29 protein-coding genes and 1 tRNA gene are annotated in these 23277 nt (G+C 60.7%); 9 read left to right on the top strand and 21 right to left on the bottom strand.

The window, feature by feature from the left end; translation table 11 throughout:
• Positions 1-35 precede the first annotated feature (35 nt).
• The 4 genes from NRG23_RS31620 to NRG23_RS31605 are packed head-to-tail and all read left to right on the top strand — an operon-like array spanning position 36 to position 2779.
• Complete coding sequence (locus tag NRG23_RS31620) at positions 36-1457, top strand: cytochrome ubiquinol oxidase subunit I (protein WP_257373320.1); 1422 nt, start codon at positions 36-38, stop codon at positions 1455-1457.
• Positions 1458-1472: 15 nt separating this feature from the next.
• Positions 1473-2489 (top strand): cytochrome d ubiquinol oxidase subunit II, encoded by a 1017-nt coding sequence (cydB, locus tag NRG23_RS31615; RefSeq protein ID WP_009049731.1) that lies wholly within the window; start codon positions 1473-1475, stop codon positions 2487-2489.
• Positions 2476-2631, top strand: a complete 156-nt coding sequence (locus NRG23_RS31610) for a hypothetical protein (protein ID WP_164485349.1) — start codon at positions 2476-2478, stop codon at positions 2629-2631. Before cydB ends, NRG23_RS31610 begins: the two co-directional genes overlap by 14 nt.
• A complete protein-coding gene (locus NRG23_RS31605) occupies positions 2618-2779 on the top strand; it encodes a DUF2474 domain-containing protein (protein ID WP_016701859.1) in 162 nt (53 codons plus the stop codon). Before NRG23_RS31610 ends, NRG23_RS31605 begins: the two co-directional genes overlap by 14 nt.
• A gap of 127 nt (positions 2780-2906) precedes the next feature.
• On the opposite strand, the gene NRG23_RS31600 is transcribed toward NRG23_RS31605, so the two are convergent.
• Together NRG23_RS31600 and NRG23_RS31595 are read right to left on the bottom strand one after the other, a co-directional pair.
• Positions 2907-3860: a Dyp-type peroxidase gene (locus NRG23_RS31600; protein ID WP_257373317.1), complete on the bottom strand. Its 954-nt coding sequence runs from the start codon at positions 3858-3860 to the stop codon at positions 2907-2909.
• An 84-nt stretch (positions 3861-3944) separates the two neighbouring features.
• Entirely contained in the window at positions 3945-4841 is an 897-nt protein-coding gene (locus tag NRG23_RS31595; RefSeq protein ID WP_257373316.1) for a DMT family transporter, read from the bottom strand.
• A 132-nt stretch (positions 4842-4973) separates the two neighbouring features.
• On the opposite strand from NRG23_RS31595, the gene NRG23_RS31590 reads away from it, so the two are divergent.
• Together NRG23_RS31590 and NRG23_RS31585 are read left to right on the top strand one after the other, a co-directional pair.
• A complete protein-coding gene (locus tag NRG23_RS31590; RefSeq protein ID WP_257373314.1) occupies positions 4974-5411 on the top strand; it encodes an Lrp/AsnC family transcriptional regulator in 438 nt (145 codons plus the stop codon).
• Positions 5412-5494: 83 nt separating this feature from the next.
• Positions 5495-5824 (top strand): YceK/YidQ family lipoprotein, encoded by a 330-nt coding sequence (locus NRG23_RS31585; RefSeq protein ID WP_041986197.1) that lies wholly within the window; start codon positions 5495-5497, stop codon positions 5822-5824.
• A gap of 124 nt (positions 5825-5948) precedes the next feature.
• On the opposite strand, the gene NRG23_RS31580 is transcribed toward NRG23_RS31585, so the two are convergent.
• A complete protein-coding gene (locus NRG23_RS31580) occupies positions 5949-6620 on the bottom strand; it encodes a Bax inhibitor-1/YccA family protein (protein WP_007929309.1) in 672 nt (223 codons plus the stop codon).
• Between the two features lie 123 nt (positions 6621-6743).
• Between NRG23_RS31580 and NRG23_RS31575 the strand changes: the two genes are divergently transcribed.
• Positions 6744-6831 (top strand) — tRNA-Ser (locus NRG23_RS31575).
• Positions 6832-6994: 163 nt separating this feature from the next.
• Here NRG23_RS31575 and NRG23_RS31570 read toward each other — a convergent pair.
• The gene (locus NRG23_RS31570; protein ID WP_257373311.1) at positions 6995-7333 is read right to left on the bottom strand and encodes a hypothetical protein; all 339 of its coding nucleotides are present in this window, start codon (positions 7331-7333) and stop codon (positions 6995-6997) included.
• 87 nt (positions 7334-7420) lie between these two features.
• Between NRG23_RS31570 and NRG23_RS31565 the strand changes: the two genes are divergently transcribed.
• A complete protein-coding gene (locus NRG23_RS31565) occupies positions 7421-8128 on the top strand; it encodes an SOS response-associated peptidase (protein WP_257375106.1) in 708 nt (235 codons plus the stop codon).
• 9 nt (positions 8129-8137) lie between these two features.
• Here the strand turns inward: NRG23_RS31565 and NRG23_RS31560 are convergent, their stop codons facing one another.
• The 10 genes from NRG23_RS31560 to NRG23_RS31515 all read right to left on the bottom strand — a co-directional run bounded on the left by NRG23_RS31560 (position 8138) and on the right by NRG23_RS31515 (position 16005).
• Positions 8138-8656: a lysis protein gene (locus NRG23_RS31560; protein ID WP_257373310.1), complete on the bottom strand. Its 519-nt coding sequence runs from the start codon at positions 8654-8656 to the stop codon at positions 8138-8140.
• The gene (locus tag NRG23_RS31555; protein WP_257373309.1) at positions 8653-9078 is read right to left on the bottom strand and encodes a structural protein; all 426 of its coding nucleotides are present in this window, start codon (positions 9076-9078) and stop codon (positions 8653-8655) included. Before NRG23_RS31555 ends, NRG23_RS31560 begins: the two co-directional genes overlap by 4 nt.
• Before the next feature lie 61 nt (positions 9079-9139).
• Complete coding sequence (locus NRG23_RS32725; RefSeq protein ID WP_306674796.1) at positions 9140-9700, bottom strand: tail fiber assembly protein; 561 nt, start codon at positions 9698-9700, stop codon at positions 9140-9142.
• 2 nt (positions 9701-9702) lie between these two features.
• Entirely contained in the window at positions 9703-10200 is a 498-nt protein-coding gene (locus NRG23_RS31545; RefSeq protein WP_257373308.1) for a hypothetical protein, read from the bottom strand.
• Positions 10201-10265: 65 nt separating this feature from the next.
• On the bottom strand, positions 10266-10946 hold the full coding sequence (locus NRG23_RS31540) for a hypothetical protein (protein WP_257373306.1): 681 nt from the start codon (positions 10944-10946) through the stop codon (positions 10266-10268).
• Positions 10946-11269, bottom strand: coding sequence for a hypothetical protein (locus tag NRG23_RS31535; RefSeq protein WP_080684194.1), 324 nt, complete (start codon positions 11267-11269; stop codon positions 10946-10948). Before NRG23_RS31535 ends, NRG23_RS31540 begins: the two co-directional genes overlap by 1 nt.
• A complete protein-coding gene (locus tag NRG23_RS31530) occupies positions 11266-14541 on the bottom strand; it encodes a host specificity protein J (protein ID WP_257373305.1) in 3276 nt (1091 codons plus the stop codon). The genes NRG23_RS31535 and NRG23_RS31530 overlap by 4 nt, the downstream gene beginning before the upstream one ends.
• 58 nt (positions 14542-14599) lie before the next feature.
• Positions 14600-15160 carry a tail assembly protein gene (locus NRG23_RS31525; protein WP_257375104.1) on the bottom strand — a complete coding sequence of 187 codons (561 nt, stop codon included), beginning with the start codon at positions 15158-15160 and terminating at the stop codon, positions 14600-14602.
• Between the two features lie 75 nt (positions 15161-15235).
• Entirely contained in the window at positions 15236-15634 is a 399-nt protein-coding gene (locus NRG23_RS31520; RefSeq protein ID WP_257373304.1) for a DUF2846 domain-containing protein, read from the bottom strand.
• Entirely contained in the window at positions 15622-16005 is a 384-nt protein-coding gene (locus NRG23_RS31515) for a hypothetical protein (protein WP_257373303.1), read from the bottom strand. The genes NRG23_RS31520 and NRG23_RS31515 overlap by 13 nt, the downstream gene beginning before the upstream one ends.
• A gap of 62 nt (positions 16006-16067) precedes the next feature.
• Between NRG23_RS31515 and NRG23_RS31510 the strand changes: the two genes are divergently transcribed.
• Positions 16068-16649 (top strand): hypothetical protein, encoded by a 582-nt coding sequence (locus NRG23_RS31510; RefSeq protein WP_257373301.1) that lies wholly within the window; start codon positions 16068-16070, stop codon positions 16647-16649.
• Between the two features lie 101 nt (positions 16650-16750).
• On the opposite strand, the gene NRG23_RS31505 is transcribed toward NRG23_RS31510, so the two are convergent.
• From NRG23_RS31505 to NRG23_RS31475, 7 genes are all read right to left on the bottom strand, one after another.
• On the bottom strand, positions 16751-17539 hold the full coding sequence (locus tag NRG23_RS31505; protein ID WP_257373300.1) for a C40 family peptidase: 789 nt from the start codon (positions 17537-17539) through the stop codon (positions 16751-16753).
• Positions 17540-17541: 2 nt separating this feature from the next.
• On the bottom strand, positions 17542-18291 hold the full coding sequence (locus tag NRG23_RS31500) for a phage minor tail protein L (protein WP_257373299.1): 750 nt from the start codon (positions 18289-18291) through the stop codon (positions 17542-17544).
• A 9-nt stretch (positions 18292-18300) separates the two neighbouring features.
• Positions 18301-18639, bottom strand: a complete 339-nt coding sequence (locus tag NRG23_RS31495; protein WP_257373298.1) for a phage tail protein — start codon at positions 18637-18639, stop codon at positions 18301-18303.
• The gene (locus NRG23_RS31490; protein ID WP_257373296.1) at positions 18639-21920 is read right to left on the bottom strand and encodes a phage tail tape measure protein; all 3282 of its coding nucleotides are present in this window, start codon (positions 21918-21920) and stop codon (positions 18639-18641) included. Before NRG23_RS31490 ends, NRG23_RS31495 begins: the two co-directional genes overlap by 1 nt.
• The gene (locus NRG23_RS31485) at positions 21917-22171 is read right to left on the bottom strand and encodes a DUF1799 domain-containing protein (protein WP_231999320.1); all 255 of its coding nucleotides are present in this window, start codon (positions 22169-22171) and stop codon (positions 21917-21919) included. Before NRG23_RS31485 ends, NRG23_RS31490 begins: the two co-directional genes overlap by 4 nt.
• Before the next feature lie 62 nt (positions 22172-22233).
• Positions 22234-22614, bottom strand: a complete 381-nt coding sequence (locus NRG23_RS31480; protein ID WP_038578407.1) for a phage tail assembly chaperone — start codon at positions 22612-22614, stop codon at positions 22234-22236.
• 3 nt (positions 22615-22617) lie between these two features.
• Positions 22618-23274, bottom strand: a complete 657-nt coding sequence (locus NRG23_RS31475; protein WP_038578404.1) for a phage tail protein — start codon at positions 23272-23274, stop codon at positions 22618-22620.
• Positions 23275-23277 lie beyond the last annotated feature (3 nt).

Genomic DNA, 23277 nt, shown 5'->3' with positions numbered 1-23277 from the left:
GTGCACGCGTATCGAGCCACTCTGAGGGTATCGTCATGCCAAACCTGGAAGCGCTCGACCTGGCGCGAATTCAATTCGCGTTCACGGTCTCGTTCCACATCATCTTTCCCGCCATCACCATCGGGCTGGCCAGCTTCCTGGCAGTGCTCGAAGGCCTGTGGCTGAAAAGCAATAATCCGGTCTACAAGGACCTGTATCACTTCTGGTCGAAAATCTTCGCCGTCAACTTCGGCATGGGGGTGGTCTCCGGGCTGGTCATGGCCTACGAGTTCGGCACCAACTGGAGCCGTTTCTCGGACTTCGCCGGGAGCATTACCGGGCCCCTGCTGACCTATGAAGTGCTGACCGCGTTTTTCCTCGAGGCCGGTTTCCTCGGGGTGATGCTGTTCGGCTGGAACCGGGTCGGCCGTGGGCTGCACTTCTTCTCCACGGTCATGGTGGCGATCGGCACGCTGATCTCGACCTTCTGGATCCTCGCCTCCAACAGCTGGATGCAGACGCCACAGGGCTTCTCCATCGTCGATGGGCGGATCGTGCCGATGGACTGGCTGGCCATCGTGTTCAACCCGTCGTTCCCCTTCCGCCTGGCGCACATGGCGATCGCCGCGTTTGTCGCCACCGCGTTTTTTGTCGGCTCTTCCGCGGCCTGGCACTTGCTGCGCAAGAACGACACGCCGCAGGTGCGCAAGATGCTGTCGATGGCGATGTGGATGGCCTTGATCGTCGCGCCGATCCAGGCGGTGGTCGGGGATGCCCATGGCCTGAACACCCTGGAACATCAGCCGGCGAAAATCGCCGCCATCGAAGGCCACTGGGAAAACATCGGCAACCAACCGACGTCGCTGGTGCTGTTCGGCATTCCCGACATGGACGCCGAGAAGACCGGTTACGCAATCGAAGTGCCTTACCTGGGCAGCCTGATCCTGACCCACAGCCTGGACAAGCAGATCCCGGCGCTCAAGAGCTTCCCGAAAGAGGACCGGCCGAACGCGACCATCATCTTCTTCAGCTTCCGGATCATGGCCGGGCTGGGCATGTTGATGATCCTCACCGGCCTGCTCGGCCTGGCCCTGCGCCGCAACGGCGCGCTGTACCGCAACCGGCTGTTCCTGCGCCTGGTGCTGTTCATGGGCCCGACCGGGCTGATCGCCATGCTCGCCGGCTGGATCACCACCGAGGTCGGCCGCCAGCCGTGGGTGGTGTACGGCTTGCAGCGCACCGCCGACGCGGCGTCGAACCACTCGGTCAGCCAACTAAGCATCTCGCTGGCGCTGTTCGTGTTGATCTACTTCTCGGTGTTCACCGTGGGCATCGCCTACATGATGAAGCTGGTCCGCAAGGGCCCGCAGCCCCATCACGATCATCCGCCACAAGGCGGCCCCGGCCAGGACCGCACGCCGCGCCGGCCGCTGTCCGCAGTCCCCGAGACCTTCGCGTCCGGCAACCCTGCCAACTGAACAAGGAGCTTGCCCATGGGCATTCAAGGTATAGATCTGTCGTTGATCTGGGGCGTGATCATCGCCTTCGGGGTGATGATGTACGTCATCATGGATGGCTTCGACCTGGGACTGGGGATCCTCTTCCCGCTGATCCCGGACGCGCAGGAGCGCGATGTGATGATGAACACCGTGGCACCGGTCTGGGACGGTAACGAGACCTGGCTGATCCTCGGCGGCGCGGCGCTGTACGGGGCCTTCCCGCTGGCCTATTCGGTGATTCTCGAGGCCTTGTACCTGCCGCTGATTTTCATGCTGGCCGGCTTGATCTTCCGCGGCGTGGCCTTTGAGTTCCGCTTCAAGGCCAGCCCGGAAAAACGCCATATCTGGGACATGGCGTTCATTGGCGGCTCGCTGCTGGCGACCTTCTGCCAGGGCATCGTGATCGGCAGTTACATCGCCGGGATCCCGGTAGTCGATCGCCAGTTCGCCGGCGGCAACCTCGACTGGCTGGCGCCGTTCCCGCTGTTCTGCGGCCTGGGCCTGATCGTCGCCTATGCATTGCTGGGCAGTACCTGGCTGCTGGTCAAGACCGAAGGCATGCTCGAATCGCGGATGCGCCACTACAGCCGGCCGCTGGCATTCGTGCTGATGGCAGTGGTCGCGGTGCTCTGCGTGTGGACGCCCTTGCTGCACCCGGAAATCGCCAGCCGCTGGTTCACCCACGCGCATATCGTGGTCTTCGGCGCCCTGGTGGTCCTCGGGTTGCTGGCGCTGTTCGGGCTGCTGCGCACCTTGCGCCAGCATCACTCGCACTGGCCGTTCGTGTTCACCCTGGCGCTGGTGTTCCTCGGCTATATCGGCCTGGCCTTCAGCATCTGGCCGAATATCGTGCCGCCTTCCATCAGCCTGTGGCAGGCGGCATCGCCCCCGTCCAGCCAGTTGTTCATCCTGATCGGCACCCTGTTCATCCTGCCGATCATCCTGATGTACACCTGCTGGAGCTACTACGTGTTCCGCGGCAAAGTGAGGATCGGCGATGGTTACCATTGATAGCGAAACCCTTCGAACCCCTGCCAGGTCGAGGCCTTTCTACCAGCAGGTGGCGCAGCTGAGTCTGCTGTTCCTCGGTGGGCTGCTGATGCTGGCCGCCGCCACCGCACTGATGATGGAGTTGGCTTATGGAACGCTCTGAGGTATCGAGCACTGAAGGTCCGGCCGCCCCCTGGTATCGGCGGCTGGCGTGGCTGGTGGGCATCTGGTTTGGCAGTGTGCTGGCCCTGGGTGCGGTGGCCGGGCTGCTGCGGCTGATGATGCAGCTGGCCGGGATGAGCAGTCACTGATTGCTGGCTGCACCGGTAAAGGCTCGGCACATTGTTAGGCGCCGGCACCTTTCCCGGTTTGTGGTTTCAATCAGCCAGATGCAACGAACCCGCGAGGCCCTCGCCTCGCGGGCTCGTTGCATCCGGATCAGGGCTGGCGTTCGGCCAACGCCTCCAGCAGATCGGCCGAAGGCACGAAGAACAGGCCGCCGGTCACCGCCGTGCTGAAATCCAGCAGACGGTCATAGTTGCCCGCCGGCCGGCCGACAAACATGTTTTCCAACATCTGCTCGATAGGTTCCGGCGAGCGCGCGTAGCCGATGAAATAGGTGCCGAACTCCCCCGCCCCGGGCCGGCCGAACGGCATGTTGTCGCGCAGGATCTTCACTTCTTCGCCGTCCTTGGTGATGGTGGTCAAGGCACTGTGGGAAGAGCTCGGCTTGACGGCATCGTCGAGTTCGATATCGGACAGCTTCTTGCGCCCGATAATGCGTTCCTGGGCCTCGACCGACAGCTCGTTCCAGGCGCTCATGTTATGCAGGTACTTCTGCACCAGCACATAACTGCCGCCGCTGAACGCCGGATCTTCATCGCCGACCAGGGTGAACTCGATGGCCTTGCGCCCGACCGGGTTTTCCGTGCCATCGACAAAACCGATGATGCTGCGCATATCGAAATAGCGGAAACCCTGCACCTCGTCGACCACCGTGATCGCATCGCCCAGCGCCGTGATCAGTTGCGTCGCCAGCTCGAAACACAGGTCCATCTGGTCCGCGCGAATGTGCAGCAGGATGTCGCCCGGGGTCGCCACGGCCCGGCGCTCTTGCAGGCCGAACTCGCGAAAGGCGTGCAGGGATGCCGGGCGCGGGCCGCCAAACAGCCGGTCCCAGGCCGCCGAAGCAAAACCGCAGACACACGACAGGTTACCCGCCGGCACCCGCTTGCCAACCGAACGGGTGAGGCCCGCCACGTCCTCGCACCAGCCCCGCACCTTGGCGGCGGCGTCCCTGCCAGGGGCCAGGGTGGCGACGATAAAGATCGCGCTGCTGGTAATCGGGTTGCAGACGGATTGTGGTTCAGGACTAGCGTCGGATATTGGCATGTTCTGTACTCGGCGGAACGGGATAGAAGGACCGCAGAGTAGCAAACAATCGCCCAGCCACAGCGCCTGAGTGGACCGCGGCGCTTACTGCGCCGCCGCCCGACGACGCAAGCCCAGGCTCCAGCCCTGCTGCATGCCGGCCGCCGCCAGCAGGATGGCGATCACGCCGATCCATTGCAGCAGTTCCAGGCGATGGCCGAAGGCGAACCAGTCGACGAAGATCGCCGCAATCGGGTAGATAAACGACAGCGCGCCGGTCAGCGCGGTCGGCAGTTTCTGGATCGCACCGTACAGAAGCACGTACATCACCCCGGTGTGCACGATGCCCAGGGTCAGCAGGCTGGCCCAGGCCCCCGGCGCCGTGGGCAGTGCGGAGAGATTGGCCCAGGGCGCCAGCAGCAACACCCCGGTGCAGACCTGGATCAGCGCGATCAGGTGCGGCGGCGTGCCGGTCAGGCGCTTGATCAACAGCGCGGCGAAGGCATACAACAGGGCCGCCCCCAGCGCCAGGGCGATCCCCAGCAGATAGTCGTTGCCCCCTGACCCTTGCTCGCCATGAGCACTGACGATCGCCAGCATCCCGGCAAAGGAAATGCTCAGCCAGAACAGTTTCTGCGCGGTGATTTTCTCGCCAAGAAACAACGCCGCCAGCCCCACCAGCATGAACGGCTGGACGTTGTAGACCGCGGTGCCGATGGCGATCGAGGCCCGGGAATAGGAGGCGAACAGCAGCACCCAGTTACCGACGATGGCGACACCGCTGAGCACGGCGAGGAGAAAGGTGGTGCGCGTCAGGATGCCGGGGCGCAGAAAACCGAAGCCGGCGCAGATCAGCAGCAGGGTCGCGGCGCCGAACACACAGCGCCAGAACACCACATCCAGCACCGGCTGCCCGGACACCAGCACGAACCAGCCGATGGTCCCGGAAATCAACATGGCAGCGGTCATTTCCAGTGAGCCGCGGCGTAACAATTTGTCCATGATCACTCTCCTCAACAAGAGCCAAAAGTATGACAATCGGCTCCTGCCCCGCTCAAGACTCAACGGCAGGCTAAACTCGGCTTACACCTTTTTTATCAAGGTATTTCTTAGGTTTTACCTAATGAGGCTGACATGATCGACGAAACTGACCAGGCGCTGATCAGCGCCCTGATGGAAGACTCACGCCGTTCGCTCAAGGCGCTGGCACAGATCAGCGGGCTGTCGTCACCCAGCGTCGCCGAACGCCTGCGACGCCTGGAAGAGCGCGGCGTGCTCAAGGCCTATACCGTCGAAGTCGACCCCAGGTTCTTCGGCTATCAGTTGCAGGCCATCGTGCGCATCCGGCCGCTGCCGGGGAAACTCCAGGAAGTCGAACGCCAGATCCTGGCCATCCCCGAGTTCACCGAATGCGACAAGGTCACAGGCGAAGACTGCTTTATCGCCCGCCTGCATGTGCGCGACATGGAGCAACTGGACAACCTGCTCGACCACCTCAACAGCTGCGCGGAAACCAACACCGCGATCGTCAAGAAAAGCCCGGTGAAACGGCGATTGCCGCCGATGGCGTAATGCATGAGCTCACGCACGGCGCTTGTCCCCTGGCGCCTAAAAACTGACTAGACTCAGGGCCTCATCGACGAAGGACTCGCACCGTGAAAACTTGTTTTCTGTTGCTGGCGGCATTGATGCTCTCGGGCTGTGGAACCATCGATACCGTCTTCAGGGAGGATGCGGTGGCCAGCCAGAAACTCAAGGAGCGAAAATCGTACTGCGGTGGAGTCCCGCGCATCTACAGTGGCGTGACTTATGACTTCTGCAGCATGCACGCCCCCGTGCCAGAAAACGGAAGAACTCCCACCGGCCCTGCCTCGACCCAAGGCATGCTGCTCGACATGGCCGTTTCAGGCGTGCTCGACACCTTGCTGCTGCCCTACACCATCTATCAACAACAAACCGACGGCAGCCTGATCATTACCGAGTAGCGCTCCTGGACGGCAATAAACTCTGCGTGCGCTGCCACGACCCGGCTTGACCCTGGCCGGGCGACCAGATCGCAGACAATAAAAAGCCCGCCGAAGCGGGCTTTTTTTGTTTCAAGGCTGGCGATCAGTCGTCGCGGCCCATGATGCCGAACAGCTGCAACAGGCTGACGAACAGGTTGTAGATCGATACATACAGGCTGATGGTCGCCATGATGTAGTTCCGCTCGCCGCCATGGATGATGGCGCTGGTCTGGTACAGGATGCACACCGAGGAGAACAGCACGAAGCCCGCGCTGATCGCCAGTTGCAGGCCGCTGATCTGGAAGAACAGGCTGGCCAGCGTCGCGCCCAGCAGGACGAAGAAACCGGCGGTGATGAAACCACCGAGGAAGCTCATGTCCTTGCGGGAGATCAGCACGTAGGCCGACAGGCCACCGAACACCAGCGCGGTCATCGCAAAGGCCGAGCTGACCACTTCCGCGCCGCCCTGCATGCCCAGGTAACGGTTGAGGATCGGGCCGAGCAGGAAGCCCATGAAACCGGTCAGGGCAAACGCCGACACCAGGCCCCAGGCCGAATCACGGAGTTTGTTGGTGAGGAAGAACAGACCGTAGAAACCGATCAGCACCACGAAGATGTTCGGATAACCGACCCGCATCTGCTGGGCCACGTAAGCCATCACGCCACTGAAGGCGAGAGTGAGAGCGAGTAGGCCGTAGGTGTTGCGCAGGACGCGGCTAACTTCTAGCTGCTCGGCCTGCACGCTGTTATTAACTGCGTAATCCTGTTCGCGCATGGCGACACTCCTGTTGGTTTGAAACGTTCAGTGGCAAAGATCATAACAGACGCTCTGCAACAAGCCATGCACAGAGTTTGACAGTGTGTTTCATTCAGGTATTATGGCGCCCGCAACAAAAACGGAGGTGTGGCCGAGTGGTTTAAGGCAACGGTCTTGAAAACCGTCGACTGTAACAGGTCCATGAGTTCGAATCCCATCGCCTCCGCCATATTCGTCACGCTAAAGCCCCGATTATTCGGGGCTTTTTCGTTTCTGGGGCTTTGGCGTCAAGACTCAATGAGAAAGCCGTTCCATAACTATTATGGACGTGTTCCATAACTAGAGCCGCTTCCACCCTCCTCCGGCGTCCTGCCGACCGAACACAATCCCCCCTACTCCGGCCTGCAGTACCACGACTGCGCATACAGGCGCCCGTCGATCTCCTCAATACCACTAAGCGTGAAAGCGTTGGTTGCCATCCCGGACAGAAACGCATCAATCAGTGGTGGAAGCAACTCAGGATCGAGCGGCATCACCGGCCGAATCCTCGCTATGTTGCTATCACGATTCATGATCTTGCACATCTCATGGCGGATATTCACGTCGCCACGGATCGGCTTATCCTTGCCTATCGCCTCCCAGGACCTTGCTATCCCTCGATCTCTCATCGGGACAATCTTGAAGTACATCGCAAGCCTCAACACTGTATAAAAACACAGCATATTACCCATGGTGCCCCGACCATCAATCGGGTGCTGACGAGCGGACCGCCCGTTGGTCTACGTTGAATGAAGTGGACCATCACTTCGGAGGCGAGCATGTGCGGACGTATCGCGCAGTACCACGGCATCCACGACTTTGTTGCCGTGCTCAGCATGCCCGGGGCCCTGGTCAACTCCGTCGGCGATCAGCCGCTGGGGCGGTACAACGTGCCACCGACAACTCCGGTCGCCCTGCTCCACATGGAGAATGGCGCGCTACATGCCGACCTTCTCAGATGGTCCTGGAAACCGCACTGGGCAACCAATCGAGCCGAACCCAATGCCCGCTCCGAAAAGGTCGCGCACAACCCCTACTACCGGGCAGCCTGGCCAAATCGAGCGATCACGCCAATAGACGGATGGTTTGAATGGCTTGTGGAGGAAGGCGGAAAACAGCCCTACTACATCCGGCGACGTGATGGTTTGCCCAGCCTGTGCGCGTCGATTGGCCATTGGCCGCATGCTGACGAGCCTCCTCGGGAGCACGATGGCTTTGTGATCATCACTGCGGACTCCGCCGGCGGCATGGTCGATATTCACGACCGGCGGCCGGTGGTCCTAGCACCTGAGCTGGCCCGGGAGTGGCTTGACCCGGCGACACCCAAGGAGCGGGCCGAGCTGATGCTGATGCACCAGGGCGAACCGTCCGAGGCGTTCGAATGGTTCAAGGTCGACCGCGCCGCGGGCAACACGAAGAACCAAGGGGCACACTTGATCGACCCTATTGGCGAGATTCACGGTGGGGCGTTCGTGAACAACGGCTGATCAAGCCGATCAGTGCGTGAGCGCACGCACATACGCCTGGCACGCCTGCAAGGCAATCAGTCCCTGGTCGCCGTCGTCGGTGATGCCGACAATTCGTTGAGCATGCGCTGGGTCAAGTCTGGCGCGCGGGGCTCCATGAACCAGGCCGCCGGTGGCGGCGGTGGCAGGCACTGTGCTGCAACTGGCTGTATCCGCGGCGTCGACAAGGACTGACAGCCGTAGATCGGCAGTAGCAAGGCGATCACGCAGACGATCTTGTTTTTTCTGAACATTGGTCAGTTCCTGGTGGTGGGATTGGTCGGCGATGGCCAGGCGTTGCTCGAGCATCAGACGCTTGGCCTGCTCGGCATGCTGCTGGGCAGAGGTCGCGCTGCTGATGGCGGCCAGGTCATCCTGGTGAAGCCGCGCCTGCTCGGCCAGTTGCTTGCCGTAGCGCCAGTCCTGCACCTTCCAGGCCCCGCCCGCGCCGGCGGCAAGCAGCAGGACGACCAGCACCAGCAGGCCGGCCAGCTTCTGTACCGAGCTCATGCCAGCGCCCGCCGCACGCCTTCGGCCAGTACCGCGTCCGGGTATGCGTACCCTGCGTTTTCATGATGGATGATCGCCTTGACGAAGCCGGCCATGATGGCGGGCCGGGTCAGGTCGATTTCCGCCCCCGGCCGGGTGCCGGTGTTGGCCTCGACGGCGCGCACGTAGGCGGCGGTATCGTTCTCTACCGCCGGCGCCCAGCGGCTGATAATCGCCCTCACCGTCTTGAGTCCGTGCTTGCGCTGGTAGGTTAGCAGCAGCTTGCCCAGGGCGCGGATGCCGTTCTCCGGCGTGTCGAACCGGGCGAACCGCTTCTCAAGCGCTGGGTTGGGTGGGAGCTGGCCCCGCCACTGGTTGGCCGGGTTGTAATCGATGTTGCCGGGGTTGCGGTTGCGCACCCCGCGGGTTTCTGTGGTCGGCATACTTTTCTCCAGGCAAAAAAATACCCGCGCAATGGCGGGTATCGGTATTGGCGCAATGGCGCTACGCAGGCATGGCCGGCCATTCGATGGATCGCGGGTAATCGACCTGATCAGGTACGCGGCTCAAGGCAACGCGATATTTCTTCCAGGCATTGAGTTCGGTGATCTCAGTCTCGGAGGCATCGCCGATATCAACAGCATCTTGCAAAGGAGCGATAGCGTAATCAGCAAAATTCCTCAGCCGGACGATCTCGGCCTGCGCAATCTTAAGTTGATCAACTACCTGAGGCGGCAGCGGCGGCATCTCGAGCGGAGGAAGATCCGGCACGAGGATGTGAAGCGTAATCATTGTTTTTAGATCATAGGGCTCTCCATCCATGGTCACCGCCACAGTTAGCAGGTCGTCATTGAATACGATTTCTACCTTTGCGGCGCTTTCAGAAGGGTGCAGCGAGTAACCCCACCCTTGATCTGCTGGGGGGAACGGGACCATTCCCTGCGATCCAGTTACGCAGTACACCCCAATGGACTTTCTGTAGCTGTCCACATCAGTACTGCCGAGCGATGTAAGATCGTGCATCTCACCAGTAGCGCCGATGATATTGATAGCTGCTCTCGACATGATTAGATCGCCTTCAGAGTGCCATCTTGGGCACGGGTAGTATTCCCAGTGTTGTATGCCTCGCGCCAGCCAGAAGCCTGCCAAGCACCTGCGATCATGGTCAGCGTGAAGATCCTTCCCGACCAAGTTATGTACTCTAAAATCCGAAAATTAGGGTCACCAGGCGCCGACCAATGTTTGAGTATTCCGTTTTCGCCACTTGGCGATCCAGACGTCAGGTTGGTAGAGATGTGGTAGAACCCGTTCGGCCGGAAATCACCTACAGCGCCCCCCTCTACCTGTATAGAGCCGCCCAATCCAAACGCCCCCGGGGCCAAAGCAACGCCCGAAACTGTTTCTGTCGGAGAGTTTTGGAATCTGGCTGTTGCTAAGGGGCCAAGCCCCTCAAGCGCGGCGTACACCTCATCAAAGTTTCCATTGATTTTCATATTGGCGCTTCGCGGTGTGTCCCCGCCTACACCTGTCGGCGGCGTCCCAAGCTGAATTACCTGCTTAGTCATTTATTACTCCAAAAAGAAAGCCCTCGCATGGAGGGCTAGAAAAAACTCAAAGGCGACTGGCTTGATCAGTTGTTCATCTTGGCGAAGACCGCCGGGAGGAAGAAAGCGATCGGGTTTACCGAGGCAATCGTAATCGCGTACAGCGTGTTGTTGGGAAAGTCCCACCAGCAATAGAGCTGCCGCCCCATGCCGCTTCCCGAGTTCATGTCCATACCGAAGTTGTTCAACAGCAAAAACTCGTCCTGCGGGAAGTTGAACGGCACGGTGTAGTAGATCCGCGTCAGGCCCTGCGGGTCCTTGTCGTCCTTGACGTAGCTCCAGTTCTGGAAGGCGCGAGTGAAGGTCGCCGCGGAGGTGCCCGAGTCGAATAGCAACTTCCCGGTGCCGTCCCACAGGCGAGCCCCGTACTGTGCCACTGGCTGCGCCGCGAAGGCGGCAACGAAGTAGCGCCCGTTCGGCTGCGCGGTGTCTGCGCTGTAGGCCCGGACATAGAAGCCAGTCCAGTTCCCCGCAGAGCCTGTCAGGCGCATCCGACACAGGCCAGCAACGCCATTCACAGTATCGGGCCTGATGAACACCAGCGGCGGCTCCTGGGACGTGACAGGCCGAACGAAGGTTGTGGTTGATCCAAGCCCACCCTCCTCCGTCGGCGCATAACGCCCCGTGGAGATCACCATCAGCCGTGCGAACTCCGAGTCGAGCGCCACCACGTCGCCGTTGTTCGTGAACTGCATTCCATAGCTCATCAGCTCCACCTCATCACGATCAAGCGCATAGTCCCAGAGGACGTGGTGCTGGCAGCAAAGGTGCGGGTGTGGTTGTAGACGCGAACCACCCCGCTCAGTACCTCGGTTTCAAACTGCAGGTTGCTGTCGCCGTAGGTGCCAATAGGAACGACGATGGCCGTTCCGTTACTCGGCCCAACGCCAGGCACGGCAAAATCCTGACTGCTCTTGGGAGCCCCCACCGCGAAGGTGACCAGCGTCGACAGCGCCACACGGATGGTGAAGGAGTTCTCGTCGACCTGGAGCGAACCATCCGCACCCCAGATCCGAATGCCATAGCTCATGCGGCCAAGTTCCCCCACTGGTAGCGCAGTTGTCCGTTCTCATCGAACACCTTGCCGCCGTTGTTGTTGATGACCTGGCGAGCGCCAGGGCCCAGGGCGCTGTTGATCTCGAACGTCCCATCCTTGTTCAGGATCCAACCTGACTGCCCGGCGACGTAGTTTGTCGAGCTGATGTAACTCCCGATCTTTGCGTTGGTGATGGTGCCGTCCATAACAAACAGTGAGTTGATGAACGTCTGGCCGTTCTGGATAACAAACGGCGCGCCCAAGGTGCCACCCATGCCACTCACTACCGCAAAGCGATCAGCGCTGACGATGAACTGGCTCTGGAAGACGCCGTTCTGGTTCTCAATGCCAAGGCCAATCCCGGCAGCGACATAGCGGCCGTTGGAGTCGACCTGCATCTTCACCGACCACATCGTCGAGGCCTTGCCGTCGAGCGCTACCTGGGCCTGGCTGACCTGCTGGACCACCGCGCTGTTTTGCGCCATCTCAACCTGAACGGTGTCGACGCGCTTGCCGGTGGCCACGTCGCCCTCGATCACGGCCGACTGCACAGACCAGACGCCGACAAAGCTTTCCTCAGATCCGGCCAGGTCCTCGGTGGAGCCCGCCATCGGCGGGTTCACCTGGGCAAACACGCCGTCGACCTTCTCGCTGATCGCCGACACCTCACCCGATACCACCTGGATGCGGTTGTTGACCGAGCCAGGTAGGTCAGCCGGGCCATCGATCAGGTTGATTCGATCGCCCAGGTGCTGGCCGAGCGCGGACTCGCCGATCTGGCCGGCGAAGTACTCCTCGTATTCTGACTGGTCAGAACTGGCCTGGCCGTTGACACCAATCCCGGTCGGGTACCACGGGCCGACGTTGCCGGTGCGGTCGACCAGGCGCGCCCAGAAGAAGAACGAGGCGCCCGCCAGGATGCCCTGCATTTCGTGCCGGGCCTGCGGGTAGGCGAAGTCGCCCAGCTTGATCGCGTCGGCAAGTGACGTGGTCTTGCTGTACCAGATCTCGGTGCGCTGGGTGTCCTCGGCGCCCGCGGGAAAGCCCCAATCCAGGCGGATGCCGTAGACAAGGCTCGTCGGCGTCAGGAACGACACCGACGGCGGCAGGCCCTCCTTGCCCTTGAGATCGGTCAGGTTCGAGCTTTTCCAGATCGACGAGATATCGAAAGCGCTCACCGCCCGCACCCGGGCCAGGTAGGCGCCGGCGTAGATCCCGGTCACGTCCACGCTGGTCGCGCCGGTGCGCTGCAGCTTGATCCAGTTCCCGTTGTCCTTGCGCCACTCCACGTCGTAGGCCACAGCGCCATTCACGGCTGGCCAGGAGATGTTCATGGTGCTGACGGCAATGCCCTGGTCGACCGCGTAATTCGAGGTCAGGGTTACGCTCGCCGGCGGCGGAACGACAGTGATCGGGATCACGCTGATCGGCCGCTCTTCCAGGCGGGCGCCGGTGTCGATGAAGGCGAACTTGCCGGGCTCGTACTGCAGCGCGCTAATTTCGAAGTCACCCTCGGTGGTGCGCCTGGTGCTCAGCACCCGGTAAAGCGGGATCGCCAGGTCGTCAGCATCGAGCGCCCACTGGAGCTGCGGCAAAGGCTGCTCGCTATAGGCCGTGGTCACCGTGACGGCGCGCCCAGCGACGCTTTGCACGGTGCGGCCTTCGGCCCGCCCGCCTGGCAGGTTGATGATCAGCCGATCGCCGGCTTTGGCCTGGGTATCGCGGTCGAGCGTCACCACGCGGCCAGCAGACGCCGAGATCCGGCCGCCAACGGCGCGACCGGCCAGCAGCGAGTCAGCCACCGGGATGATGTGCCCAGGCAACGGAATCACACCCTCCATACCAGTCTTGAAGCTGATGGTCCGGTCCTGGTTGTTGCTCAAGATCACCCACTTACCGCGGCGCTGTGCCTCCGAAGCGCGGGTGCAGCCAATGGCCGTCAGTTCCGTGGGCTTGTCACCGAAGCGGCGCTGCAACTCCAGATCCGCGAACGGAATGACGTCGGTGTCGTAGTTGTTCGCCGGGTTGTCGTAGCTGACCAGGGCCCGGGTGTACCGGGTCTTGGCCGAGGCGCTGCCGTAGGAGAACTTCCCATCGATGACGTTGGCCCGGGTGAAAACGTAGTCGTAGTCCTGGGCGCGCGGCATGTCGGCCTGCATCACCAGCTGACCCTGGGCCCAATAGGTCATGCCCCGGTAGATGCCGGCGATATCGCGCAGCAGCGACCAGGCATCGGCCTTGCCCTGCAGGTTCATGTCGCAGAGAAAGCGCGGCTCCTGGCCACCGAGGCCGTTAGGCACGTTCTGGTCGCAGTATTGCGAGATCCGGTACAACTCCCACTTGTCGACCATCCAGGGCTTGATGCGCTTGCCAAGGCCGAAACGATCCTCAGTGCAGACCCCGAAGGTGATCCACGCCGGGTTGTTGGTCCAGGCCTGCTTCATGGTGCCGTCCCAGGTCCCGGTGTAGGTGCGGGCCACGGGGTCGTAATTGCTCGGTACCTGCCACTTGCGCGCCTTGCACTTCACGGTGACGGCTGGAATGTTGGTGAACTGCTCGGCGTCGAACTCGATGTACAGCAGCGCGGTGTTTGGGTACCGCAACTTCGCGTCGATCACCTCAGTCAGGCCGGCGATCAGCATGGTGTCGGCGACCTTGTTGCTGTTCTGGTTGGGTGTCAGCCGGCGCACGCGAATCAGCCAACCACTGGTAGCAGGCGGCAGATCGACGCGGCGGGACCGCTCGTAGCGGGTGGTGGTCTTGCCGTCCACGGCCTCGAGCAGCACCTGCTGATAGGCGCCGCCATCGGTGGCCACGTCAATGGCGTACTCGATGCGATAGCCACCAACGTTCCCTTCGTCGTCCTGGCGCTGCAGGGCCGGCCAGGCGAACCGAACGCGCGCAGCCGATAGCTGGGTGTTGGTGATCGATCGCACCCACGGGGTATCGCTGCGCAGCTCGATGTTCAGCGTGGTCTCGTTTTCGACCGAAGGGATGCCCGGGATATACGACTGATCCACGGAGCCCGAGCGCCAGTCCCATTTCACGTTCGGGAAGTTGATATTCCCGCTCGCGTCCTTGATCGGTGTGTTGTCCAGATAAATGTCGTAGTCAGTCGGCGTACCGTCGAACTCGCCCTCGCCCACCGCGATCAGCATCTTGGCCAGGTTGGTCGAGCGCAGGCTGTCGTTGGCCTCGGTCGGCGACTTTGGCTTGCTGCTGCCGCCCTTCTCGCCGTGGATATTGATCTGTGCTGCTGCGCCCATGCTTTCCTCCAAGCATAAAAAAAGCCGCCTCATGGGCGGCCTGCTTACTGCGTGCTACTTACGTTTTGTCTTCGGCGTAGATCGAGGCCGAGATGATCATTCCGCCCCACCGCCGTTCGCCGATGCAGATCGGTACCGGGTTACCGCTGGCAGTGGTGTTCTTGGCGCTGCCGAAGGCATAGGAGGGCGCGTTCTCGGGGGATGCGCTCTGCTTCAGTCCTGACGCCTGCGGGCTGAGCATCTGGATAACGCCGCCGGCGACGAGGCCAACGCCAAGCTGCACCGCCCAGGTCTGGCCGAAATATGAGCCGGCGACGATCAGCATGGCACCAATAATCGTTTGGAGCAGGCCGGCTCGCTTACTGCCGGATACGACCGGGACAATGCGGATCTCTTGAGCGCCGCCTAGAGCGAAATCCTTTTCGGCAACATTCTTCCGATTCCTGAAAATCGCAAACCGCATCCCTCGTCGCTCGAGGTCCCTGATAGCAGCCTCGAACCCTTCCAAGGTGCATTTAAGTGCCTTGAACGCTTCGCCGATGGACTTGCTGCCAAGCTCACGATAGTGGACCCGGCCGAAAAGCTTGATGAGCGGACCTGATAGCAGGATGGTGGTCATGGCCTGGTTGTCACAGAGCGTCGCTGCCACGGATTTTCTCCAGTCGTAAAAAAACCGCCCGGAGGCGGCTTCTTGTCATTGCATCGTGGGTGATAAATCCATACTCATTGCCGAGTCTATGGAAATCCTGAATTTTTTGGTGCTGCCGGCTTTTATGCTGGTTTCCCGCTCTTTCAGCCCGCTACCACAGGAGGATGCCGAAACGATGTGCTCGCCAGGAGCCACGCGAAACTTGGCGCTTTCTCCCGCTCCTATTTCTGCTGCTCGACGGCCGTCAATGCTCACCACGGTGTTGCAGCCCCCGCCCACAAAACCTTTGTCGCGAGTGACAATGAGCGTCGAATCATCTTGAGTGGGCGCTTGATAAGCAAAAAGCCTAGACGATGGAACCGGATCGGCTTCACTGGAAGGAACTGGGGAGGTTGCACACCCAGCCAGCAGCGCTACCGCCAACGCTCCTATCAAAATCCGCATGCTTTCTCCTTATGAATTGGTCCACTAAAGGTAAAGAAATAGAACGATATTTTTTCGTCTTCAACATCTCTCAATTCATACCTAATTCTGTCGAGACCAGAGTCGACTCGGGAGACGACGAGATCCATGAATTGAGTTAGCCCGCCGCCGAAACCACTTAGGTTCAGCGCGCTGACGTCTTGGAAATTTACCGTTACCGCCCCTAACTCTGCGTCGTCGGAAGACGACATCGTCAACGCTAGGTTGTACTTAAAACCCTGCATTTCGATGCTCATCGAAACGACGCAGTTGTGTTCGATCAGAATTTCGTTCAAGCGAGACAGACTATCCATTTCTAACGAGTCCAGTGACAGATCAGGCTTGGCTTGCATGGTTTTTCTCGCCCTGAAAGCGAGCGACTGTAGCAGCCCTACATTTCATGCAGGTCACTCCTGTGGAAATGCAGCAATGTAGCACTCCTGCATCAGCTAAAGAATGCAGTGCCGGCGACGATACAAAAGCTTCACTACAAGGATTTTTCAGCATGCATTCTCGCGTTGCCAACACACTCTTCATCTCCGCCCTTCTGGCGTCTACCGCCACCGCTGCCCAACCAAGTGTCAACGACCAATTTCCGCATATTCCAGTGATGGCCCATCAAACAATGACCTACAACGGAAAGGTCATCTACGAAGCAGACGTGGATCAAAATGATCCAAAGCGCAAGCCGTTTGTTCTCCGAGTGAAGGTCGATGACTTAACCAGTGATTGCGCCTCCACCACGGGCAATGTCGCGGGTGCTGCCTCACAAGATCGAAGCCCGGGGCAGAATGCATCATCTGCATACATGGTGAGTTGCGTGGTTACGGAACTATCATCTGATGGCCAAGCGAAAACCGATGTCATTTACAACATCCAAGATGAAGCGCGCAACATACATAAATCCGGGCACGTGAGAGCGGGCCTACAGGTAGGAAAAGTATACAAAACTACCAGTAATGACTCACAGGTGACTCTGCTTCTGCAGACTTACTGAGTAAGAGCAAAAAGCGAGCCTAACGATACCAATGTCGTTAGGCTCGCGGCGGGACATTTACCAGTTTCATATTTTGGATCCTAGAACCAAATCTGCACGCATCACCGCACCACCTGACCACAGCAACTTTCCACTGATTGTGCGTCTTTGTGCCTGAGAATCAGGCGTGTCCGGTCTAGCCACGGCCCGCCGAAGACAATGACTTCAGACGGCCTGCCGTACAGGTGATGCAACAGGAACGGCCCGGGGCCAAACGTCGCTGCATCCTCGCCGGGCAACCCAGGATCAGCACCGAGGAAGATCCCGGCGTGGTTCGGGTAAACCGTCCGCCCCACTTCCATCACTATCATGTCGCCGCGCTGCGGCTGGTCGACTCGGTAGAAGCCGGCAGCCTCGTAGTTCGCCTCGTACAGGCTTGTGTTCTCCTTGCTCTCCCACCAGCCTTCGGCGCGCTTGAAGGCTTCGAATTCCAACCCCCACTCGCGCTTGTACCAATCTGCGCAGACCTGCCAGCAGTCCCAGGTGCCATGCACGAAAGGACGCTTCAGGAGCGGCACCTCGCCGGAAGGCATGACGGTACGCAGGTCGCCCTCGGGCCAGCTCAGGATGTGCCACGGCAGCGCGGTGGCCTCGCACATGGCGAGGTCCCGCGGTGACGGCCTACTGGTGGCGTCCGGATGCGAATGAACGATGCCGATCACTTCGCCGATGTCTTCCGCTGCAGCGTAGTCTTCCGGGTCAATCCGGAATTCCTCGTTGGGTTCCGACGCAATATTGCGACACCGGTAATACTGCTGTTTGCGCCCAATCCCCAGCAGCAGGCCGCAGCTTTCTTTCGGGTACTCGGCCGCCGCGTGCGCCTGGATCGCGCTCAAGATGTGTTTGCGCATGGTCAGCTCCGGGCAACGATGGAGACAGCGGGAAATCCCCCAAACGGATAGGCATTCCCCTCACCGAAGCGTGGAATGCAGCCCCGGCCCAGGGTGGCGTCGCACTCATCTTTTTCTGGATCGTCCGTAGGCAAACCGTCCTTGTCGACGTAGCCGCCGGTGTAGCCGCAGTTCGGCCCGCGGTAACCACCGGTGAGGCACCAGTGGCAAAGCGTGGTCGCCTGCCGGCCAATGGACTCACCGCCGACGTCGCCGGGGCTGGCCAACTCCCAACTTACCGTTTCCCCGTCCTCGTTCGTCTTCTGGTCTATGTACCAGACCTCGATCGTCTCCTGGGTTGGATCGGCTGTTGGGTTACCGCCCGGGAAGTTCTGCGCATCCAGGTAGCTGCCCAGCGTGTGCCGCATGGTCAGCTTGAACTCGAGCAGATCATCGAAGGCCAGGCACAGGGCCGTGATGCGGCCGTTGACGTTGCCGACCGACAGCGTCGGGCGTACCGCGGTGCCGTCTCCGTTGGCTTCGATGCCGTCGATTTGCATAGGCCAGGCGCCGTACTCATTGCCCTGCCACCAGATCGCCTTGGCCGGAAGCTGGTCGGCGTTTGGCCCTGCTGCGAGCAGTTCCTCCGGTGTATGCGGGATTGCGTGCCCGTGAAAACGCAGCACGTCCGCCCCGTAGTCGGAACCGTCCAGCTCGAAGAGCAGTACCTCACTGCCAGACTCGAGGGACTGGATATCGCTGATCAGTGGCATGGTTGCCCCTTATGGGTGAAAGGCACGGTCAAAGGTGGCCGTGAGTTTGAAAACGCCCCCGCCCACTGGAGTGGGAACGGGATTTTTGCAGGTGAACAGGCCGAGCTGGCCAAGCGGTGTTGTCCAGAGGAAAGCCTTCGCGCCGGCATGCCGGTCGAGGAAAGCCATGATCTCCAACACCCTGGCCTTCGTGCCGCTGAAGGTGATTGGGTAGGAGTCCACTTTGTTGTTGGGACCGTCGCCGGCCTCCTGCTTGTAGCCGTCACCGAATTGAGAGGTGCGCACCCGATAAGTGATCTCGGGTGCATCCCCGTTCTGGGTTGGCCAAATGAATGTTTCGATAGCCATCAGGCCCTCCCGTTTGTGTTCCTGAAACTGGTACCACCGGCGCGCCACGAATCCGCCACAGCCTTTTCGGCTACCGCTTTCATCTGAGCCTGAAGGCTTTGCTGAAGAGCTTGCTGGTCGAGCTGCATGCCCTCCCCGCTACGGTCCTGCGTGACGATGCTCACCGGTGCGTTGATCTGGATGTTTGGCCCGCCGCTACCACTCATAGCCGCTATTCCAGCCCCACCTCCAGAGCTCAGGGGCGTAACGCTGCCTCCATTTGCCCCAGTCATCAGGAATGACCGGCCGCCCTCGTTGTACAACTCCGGCCCCAGTTCGTTGACCTCGTACAGAGAGTTGGGCGCAACAGGACCGCCAGCAGCTCGATATCCAGAGAAATCGACCCCGGTATAACCAGCCTGTGTACTACCAGCAGAGGCTGCCCCGGTACCGCTACCGGTGAAATAGCTGGTTGCTGCTCCCACCAAGCTGCCCAGCAACGCCGAACTGGCCTGACGGGTCGCAATCCGCGCCATATCCGCCAGCACCGACTTGGTGAAGTCGGAAAACGAACCCTTTCCGGTCACCGCAAAGTTGACGGCCGCGTCCTCCATGGAGCTGTAGGCGCTGGTGAACAAGCTTTTCGTTTGGCCTGCGACGTCACGAGCCGACTCCAGGTAGTTCTGCCAGGCCGATGTGGCGCCGGCGCTCCAGCTACCCTGGGCAGCGGTCATCTCGTCGTAGTTGGCAATCGCCGTTTCCTGCAGGTCCCGCTGCGCCTTGTCCAGGGCCGCCAGTTTCTGGTTGTACTCGTCGAGGCTCATGCCTCGGGAGCCGTCGCCATACTGGTTGGCCAAGTCCAGGCGCTGCTGATTGACGCGATCGTCGATGGCGTTCTGCTGGTCGGTCAGGCCGCGCAGCCGGTCACCTTGCCCAAGGCCGGCAGCCGCACGCTGCCCTTGCCGGCGCAGAGTGTCGACTTGCTGCTGCAAGGCTCCGGTATAGGTGCTGACGGCCAGGGCCTGCTTCTTGAGCCGGCCTTCCTCGTTCGAGGCCAGCACAGCCAGTTCCGAGTCGGCATCCTTCTGCGCCTTGACCATGGAGGCGCGGGCATCGGCGATCTTCTGGTCCAGCTGGATGCGCTGAGCCGCCGAGGTTCCGGCCTTGCCCTTGGTCGCTTCGAGCGCCGAGATTTCCGCCTCGTAAGCCGCGGTAACCTCGTCGCGCTCGTTGCCGATCATGGCCTGGCGCTTGAGCAGGTAGTCGGCCTGGGAGATCAGGCCGGCCTTCTGCGCAGCGTCCAGTTCCTTCTGGGCGTTTTTGTACTCGGACAAGATGCCGGTGAGCGCGTTTTTCGAGTCGTTGAAGCTGGTCATGTCGACGGCGCCAGATGCTGACTTGGGGTCTTTGTTCTGGTCGTCGATTGCCTTGCGCAACTTGTCGTAGGCACCGCCGGAGAACTTCTTCCCGTCGAACTGCACACCATCAAGGGTCGCCGACTTTTGCCCTGTCTTTTCGGCATTCTGGTAAAGCTTGGTGAACTGGTCGTCGAGCTTCTTGTAGGCCTCTTGGCGCTTAGCCAGCGGGTTCAAGTTATCGAGCTGCTTGTCCAGTTCCTTCTGGACCGCGATCAGTTCCTTGTTCGCATGAGTTGCTTCACCGGTGGAAGCGGTAAGCCCTTCACTCGCAGTCTGGCGCGCCTTGAGCGAAGCCAGTTTTGCCTCCAATGCCGGCGTCGAGTCGTCGTTCTCGCCATCGTTCAACCCCAGGAAGGAGTTGAGCGAGCTGAGCCCGTTCGATACCGCACCAGCAACGCCGCCACCTTTCCGGGTGTCCAGTACCCGCTGGGTGATTTCGATCTGCTTGGCCAGGTCAGGAAAGACTTCGGATCGGACAGCGGCATAAGCCCCCTTGATCGCGACCTTGATGTCATCCCAGTCACGCTCAATATCAGATAGAGAGGCCCGGTAAGCCTTCAGCCGTTCCTGCGCCGACTGGTTCAGGTTCTCACTGAGGGTGTCCAGGGCGCGCTGATGATCTCCTTGCTCGTCGATCGCTTTGATGACCTGGTACTGCTCGTAGGTCAGCAGGCCATATTGGTCGCTGATCTTCGACGCGGCTTCTGTAGCGGTGTCGCCAGCATTGGCCAGCGATTTCGCAATATCACCAGCGCCCTTCCCTGTTACCTCGCCGATGGCTGCCGCAGCTTGTGCCAAGTTCTGCATTTGGGTGCTGCTGGTGGCCGCGCCAGATGCCAGGGCAATGACGGCCTCCCGTGCGCCTGACAGGTTGCCAGTCAGCACGCCAGCCGACTCGCTCATGACCTTGAGACTGCCGATGGTCTGGCCCGCATCGTTCGAGCCGCCATTGATAGCAGCATTGAACTCGCGCGCCTGCTTCATCGCATCGAAGTAGGCGTAGCCCAAGCCACCGATCACGCCGGCAAGAGCACCCGCAGGAAGCAGCAGCGCGGCCATGCTCTTGGCCGAAGCCCCAGCCCCTACCCCCAATTGCGCAATCGCCCGCGCGCCGCTACCAAAGTCGCCAGAGGCCAAAGCGTTGCCCAGCTGGGTAACGTTTTCCTGAGCCTGACGGGTACCGAGCTTCAGTTTGTCGAAAGCCGTCTCTGTGGCCGTAAGTGCGGAACGGTCCTTGCCGATCTTGGCCAGCGCCTCGTTGTAACGGTTCGCATCGATCACACCCGCCTTATGCGCAGCCTCCAGCGCCTTCTCCTGGGCCTCGAGCTTGGCCAACTTCGCGGTGACCGGATCAATGCTGTTTACCGTGCGCTTCAGCGCTTCGATCTGGCGATTTTCAGCCTCGATCAGCCGCTGCTTTTGAGCTGCTTCCTTGGCCTCAGCTTTCTCGATCTTCTCGTAAGCCTTGCCAAGGCGCTCCTGATACGCCTCCTGCTGCTCAGTGGTGACAAGACCGCCCTTGCGAGCGCGCTCAAGGAGGCCTTCAGCCTGAATCAGTTGCTCAATGCTGCCGATGTTGCCGGACATCGCCTTGTCGAGCTGGCTGATGATCGCGATTTCACTGGCAGCACTTGCCCCAGCCTTACGGCTGGCGTCGACCTGGCGCTCTTTGGCACCAGTAGCCTTATCGATGCCTTGGGCTGCCTCAGTCTCGGCCTGGCTGATTTTTTTGCTGGTGTTAGCCAGACCTTCGCCTGCCTTGCCCAGGTCATCGACAGCCTTCTCCGCACCCTCGGCCGCATCGACTAGCTCATCCAGGGCGTCGTTGGCCCTCGAAACGTCAGCGGTATCGATCCTGATGCCAAGCGATGTGAAATCGGTCATTTGTTATCTCTCTGTTCCGCCATCACCTGCAGGGCTTCAGCCTCCATGTGCCGGATATCGCTGAAGATGATTTGCCGATCCTTGACGGGGACACCACACATTCGAATAACGCTAGGTAGAACGGCATAGTCCAGACCAGTAGCGCCGCACGCGCCCACCCGCCACTGGGTGCTCATCGCCTCGAAGACGGTGAAGGCCGGCCAGTTGTCCGGCCAAACCTCGCAATCCTGACCAGTCAGATCTCCCGCCAAGAAGCCAAAGGACCTCAGCTCATTAGCGGAAGGCTCCTGCTCATAGAGGGTGCGCGCGGCGCTTAGGAGTTTCCCAGGCGGGACTGGTTGAAGGCTTCAGAGTACGCAGCAAGCACCGCACCAGAAGCCGATACGATCGATGTGACCAGGATGCGGATGTTCTGCTCGGTAAACTTTTCCTTGATGTCCCAGTCAGCTACCACGGCCTTGATCTGGTCAACTTCCAAGTCGATCTTGGCAGCGGTGAACTCTTTCAGATCCATCTCCTCGACCTTCAGCCCCAGCTCCCTGTGACGCTCGCCCCACTCAGCGTACAGAGCCGCCAGTGCGGTTCGATCGAGATACTTGAACTCGAACTCCACCTTCACCGGTTCGCCGCCGACGCGCGGGATCATCACGTCGGCCTTGAAGGTCGGGTTCTGGATCAGCGTGAACTTAGCCATGGGTTACACCACCGCTGTCAGGTAGCGGGTCGGTTCGGCCTGCAACGCCAGGCTTACGGTGCGGGTCAGCAGATTGTTGCGAGAAACCGCGGGCTGCTTGGAGAACGAGGTATAGGTCCCGTAGAGCAGCGAGTCATTGCCCGGCAGATTGAGGCGCGCAGCCTGCACCTGCTTGCCAGCGTCAGCCGCCAGCAACACCGCGTTGAAAGCCTGGGCCGGGTCATCGGCGATAGTCAGCACCATGCTGGCGGCGGACTTGTCGGTCGGGATCTGTTTGCCCTGATCATTCTCCAGAAACACCACGTCCAGGTAGTTCTGATCACCGCCGGAGAAGGCCAGGTCGGTTACTTGCGGAATCTGCACCCAGGTCAACACTTTCTTCATGCTGCCAGCCCCACCACCGGCCGGGAAAATCTGGGTGTCGGTGGTGTCGATCCCTTCCAGGGTGATCGCAGTTGCAGTGGCTGCCTTCACACGCACCACCTTGTTATCGAGCTTGCTCCAGCCAGAGCTGAGCAGAACGATATCGCCGGCGGACAAGGTGGCGCCGACGACAGTGGCCACTGCCTCGGATGCGTTGGTGATCGCGGTGAATGCCAGCGCAGCAGCATAGGTCGCGGCGTGCTGGAAGGTACCGCCGTTCGGGAGTTTGTAGCCCATGGG

This window comes from Pseudomonas sp. T8 (genome assembly GCF_024610635.1).
Lineage (GTDB): Bacteria > Pseudomonadota > Gammaproteobacteria > Pseudomonadales > Pseudomonadaceae > Aquipseudomonas > Aquipseudomonas chlororaphis_I.
This window is presented reverse-complemented; position numbering and strand designations above follow the sequence as displayed.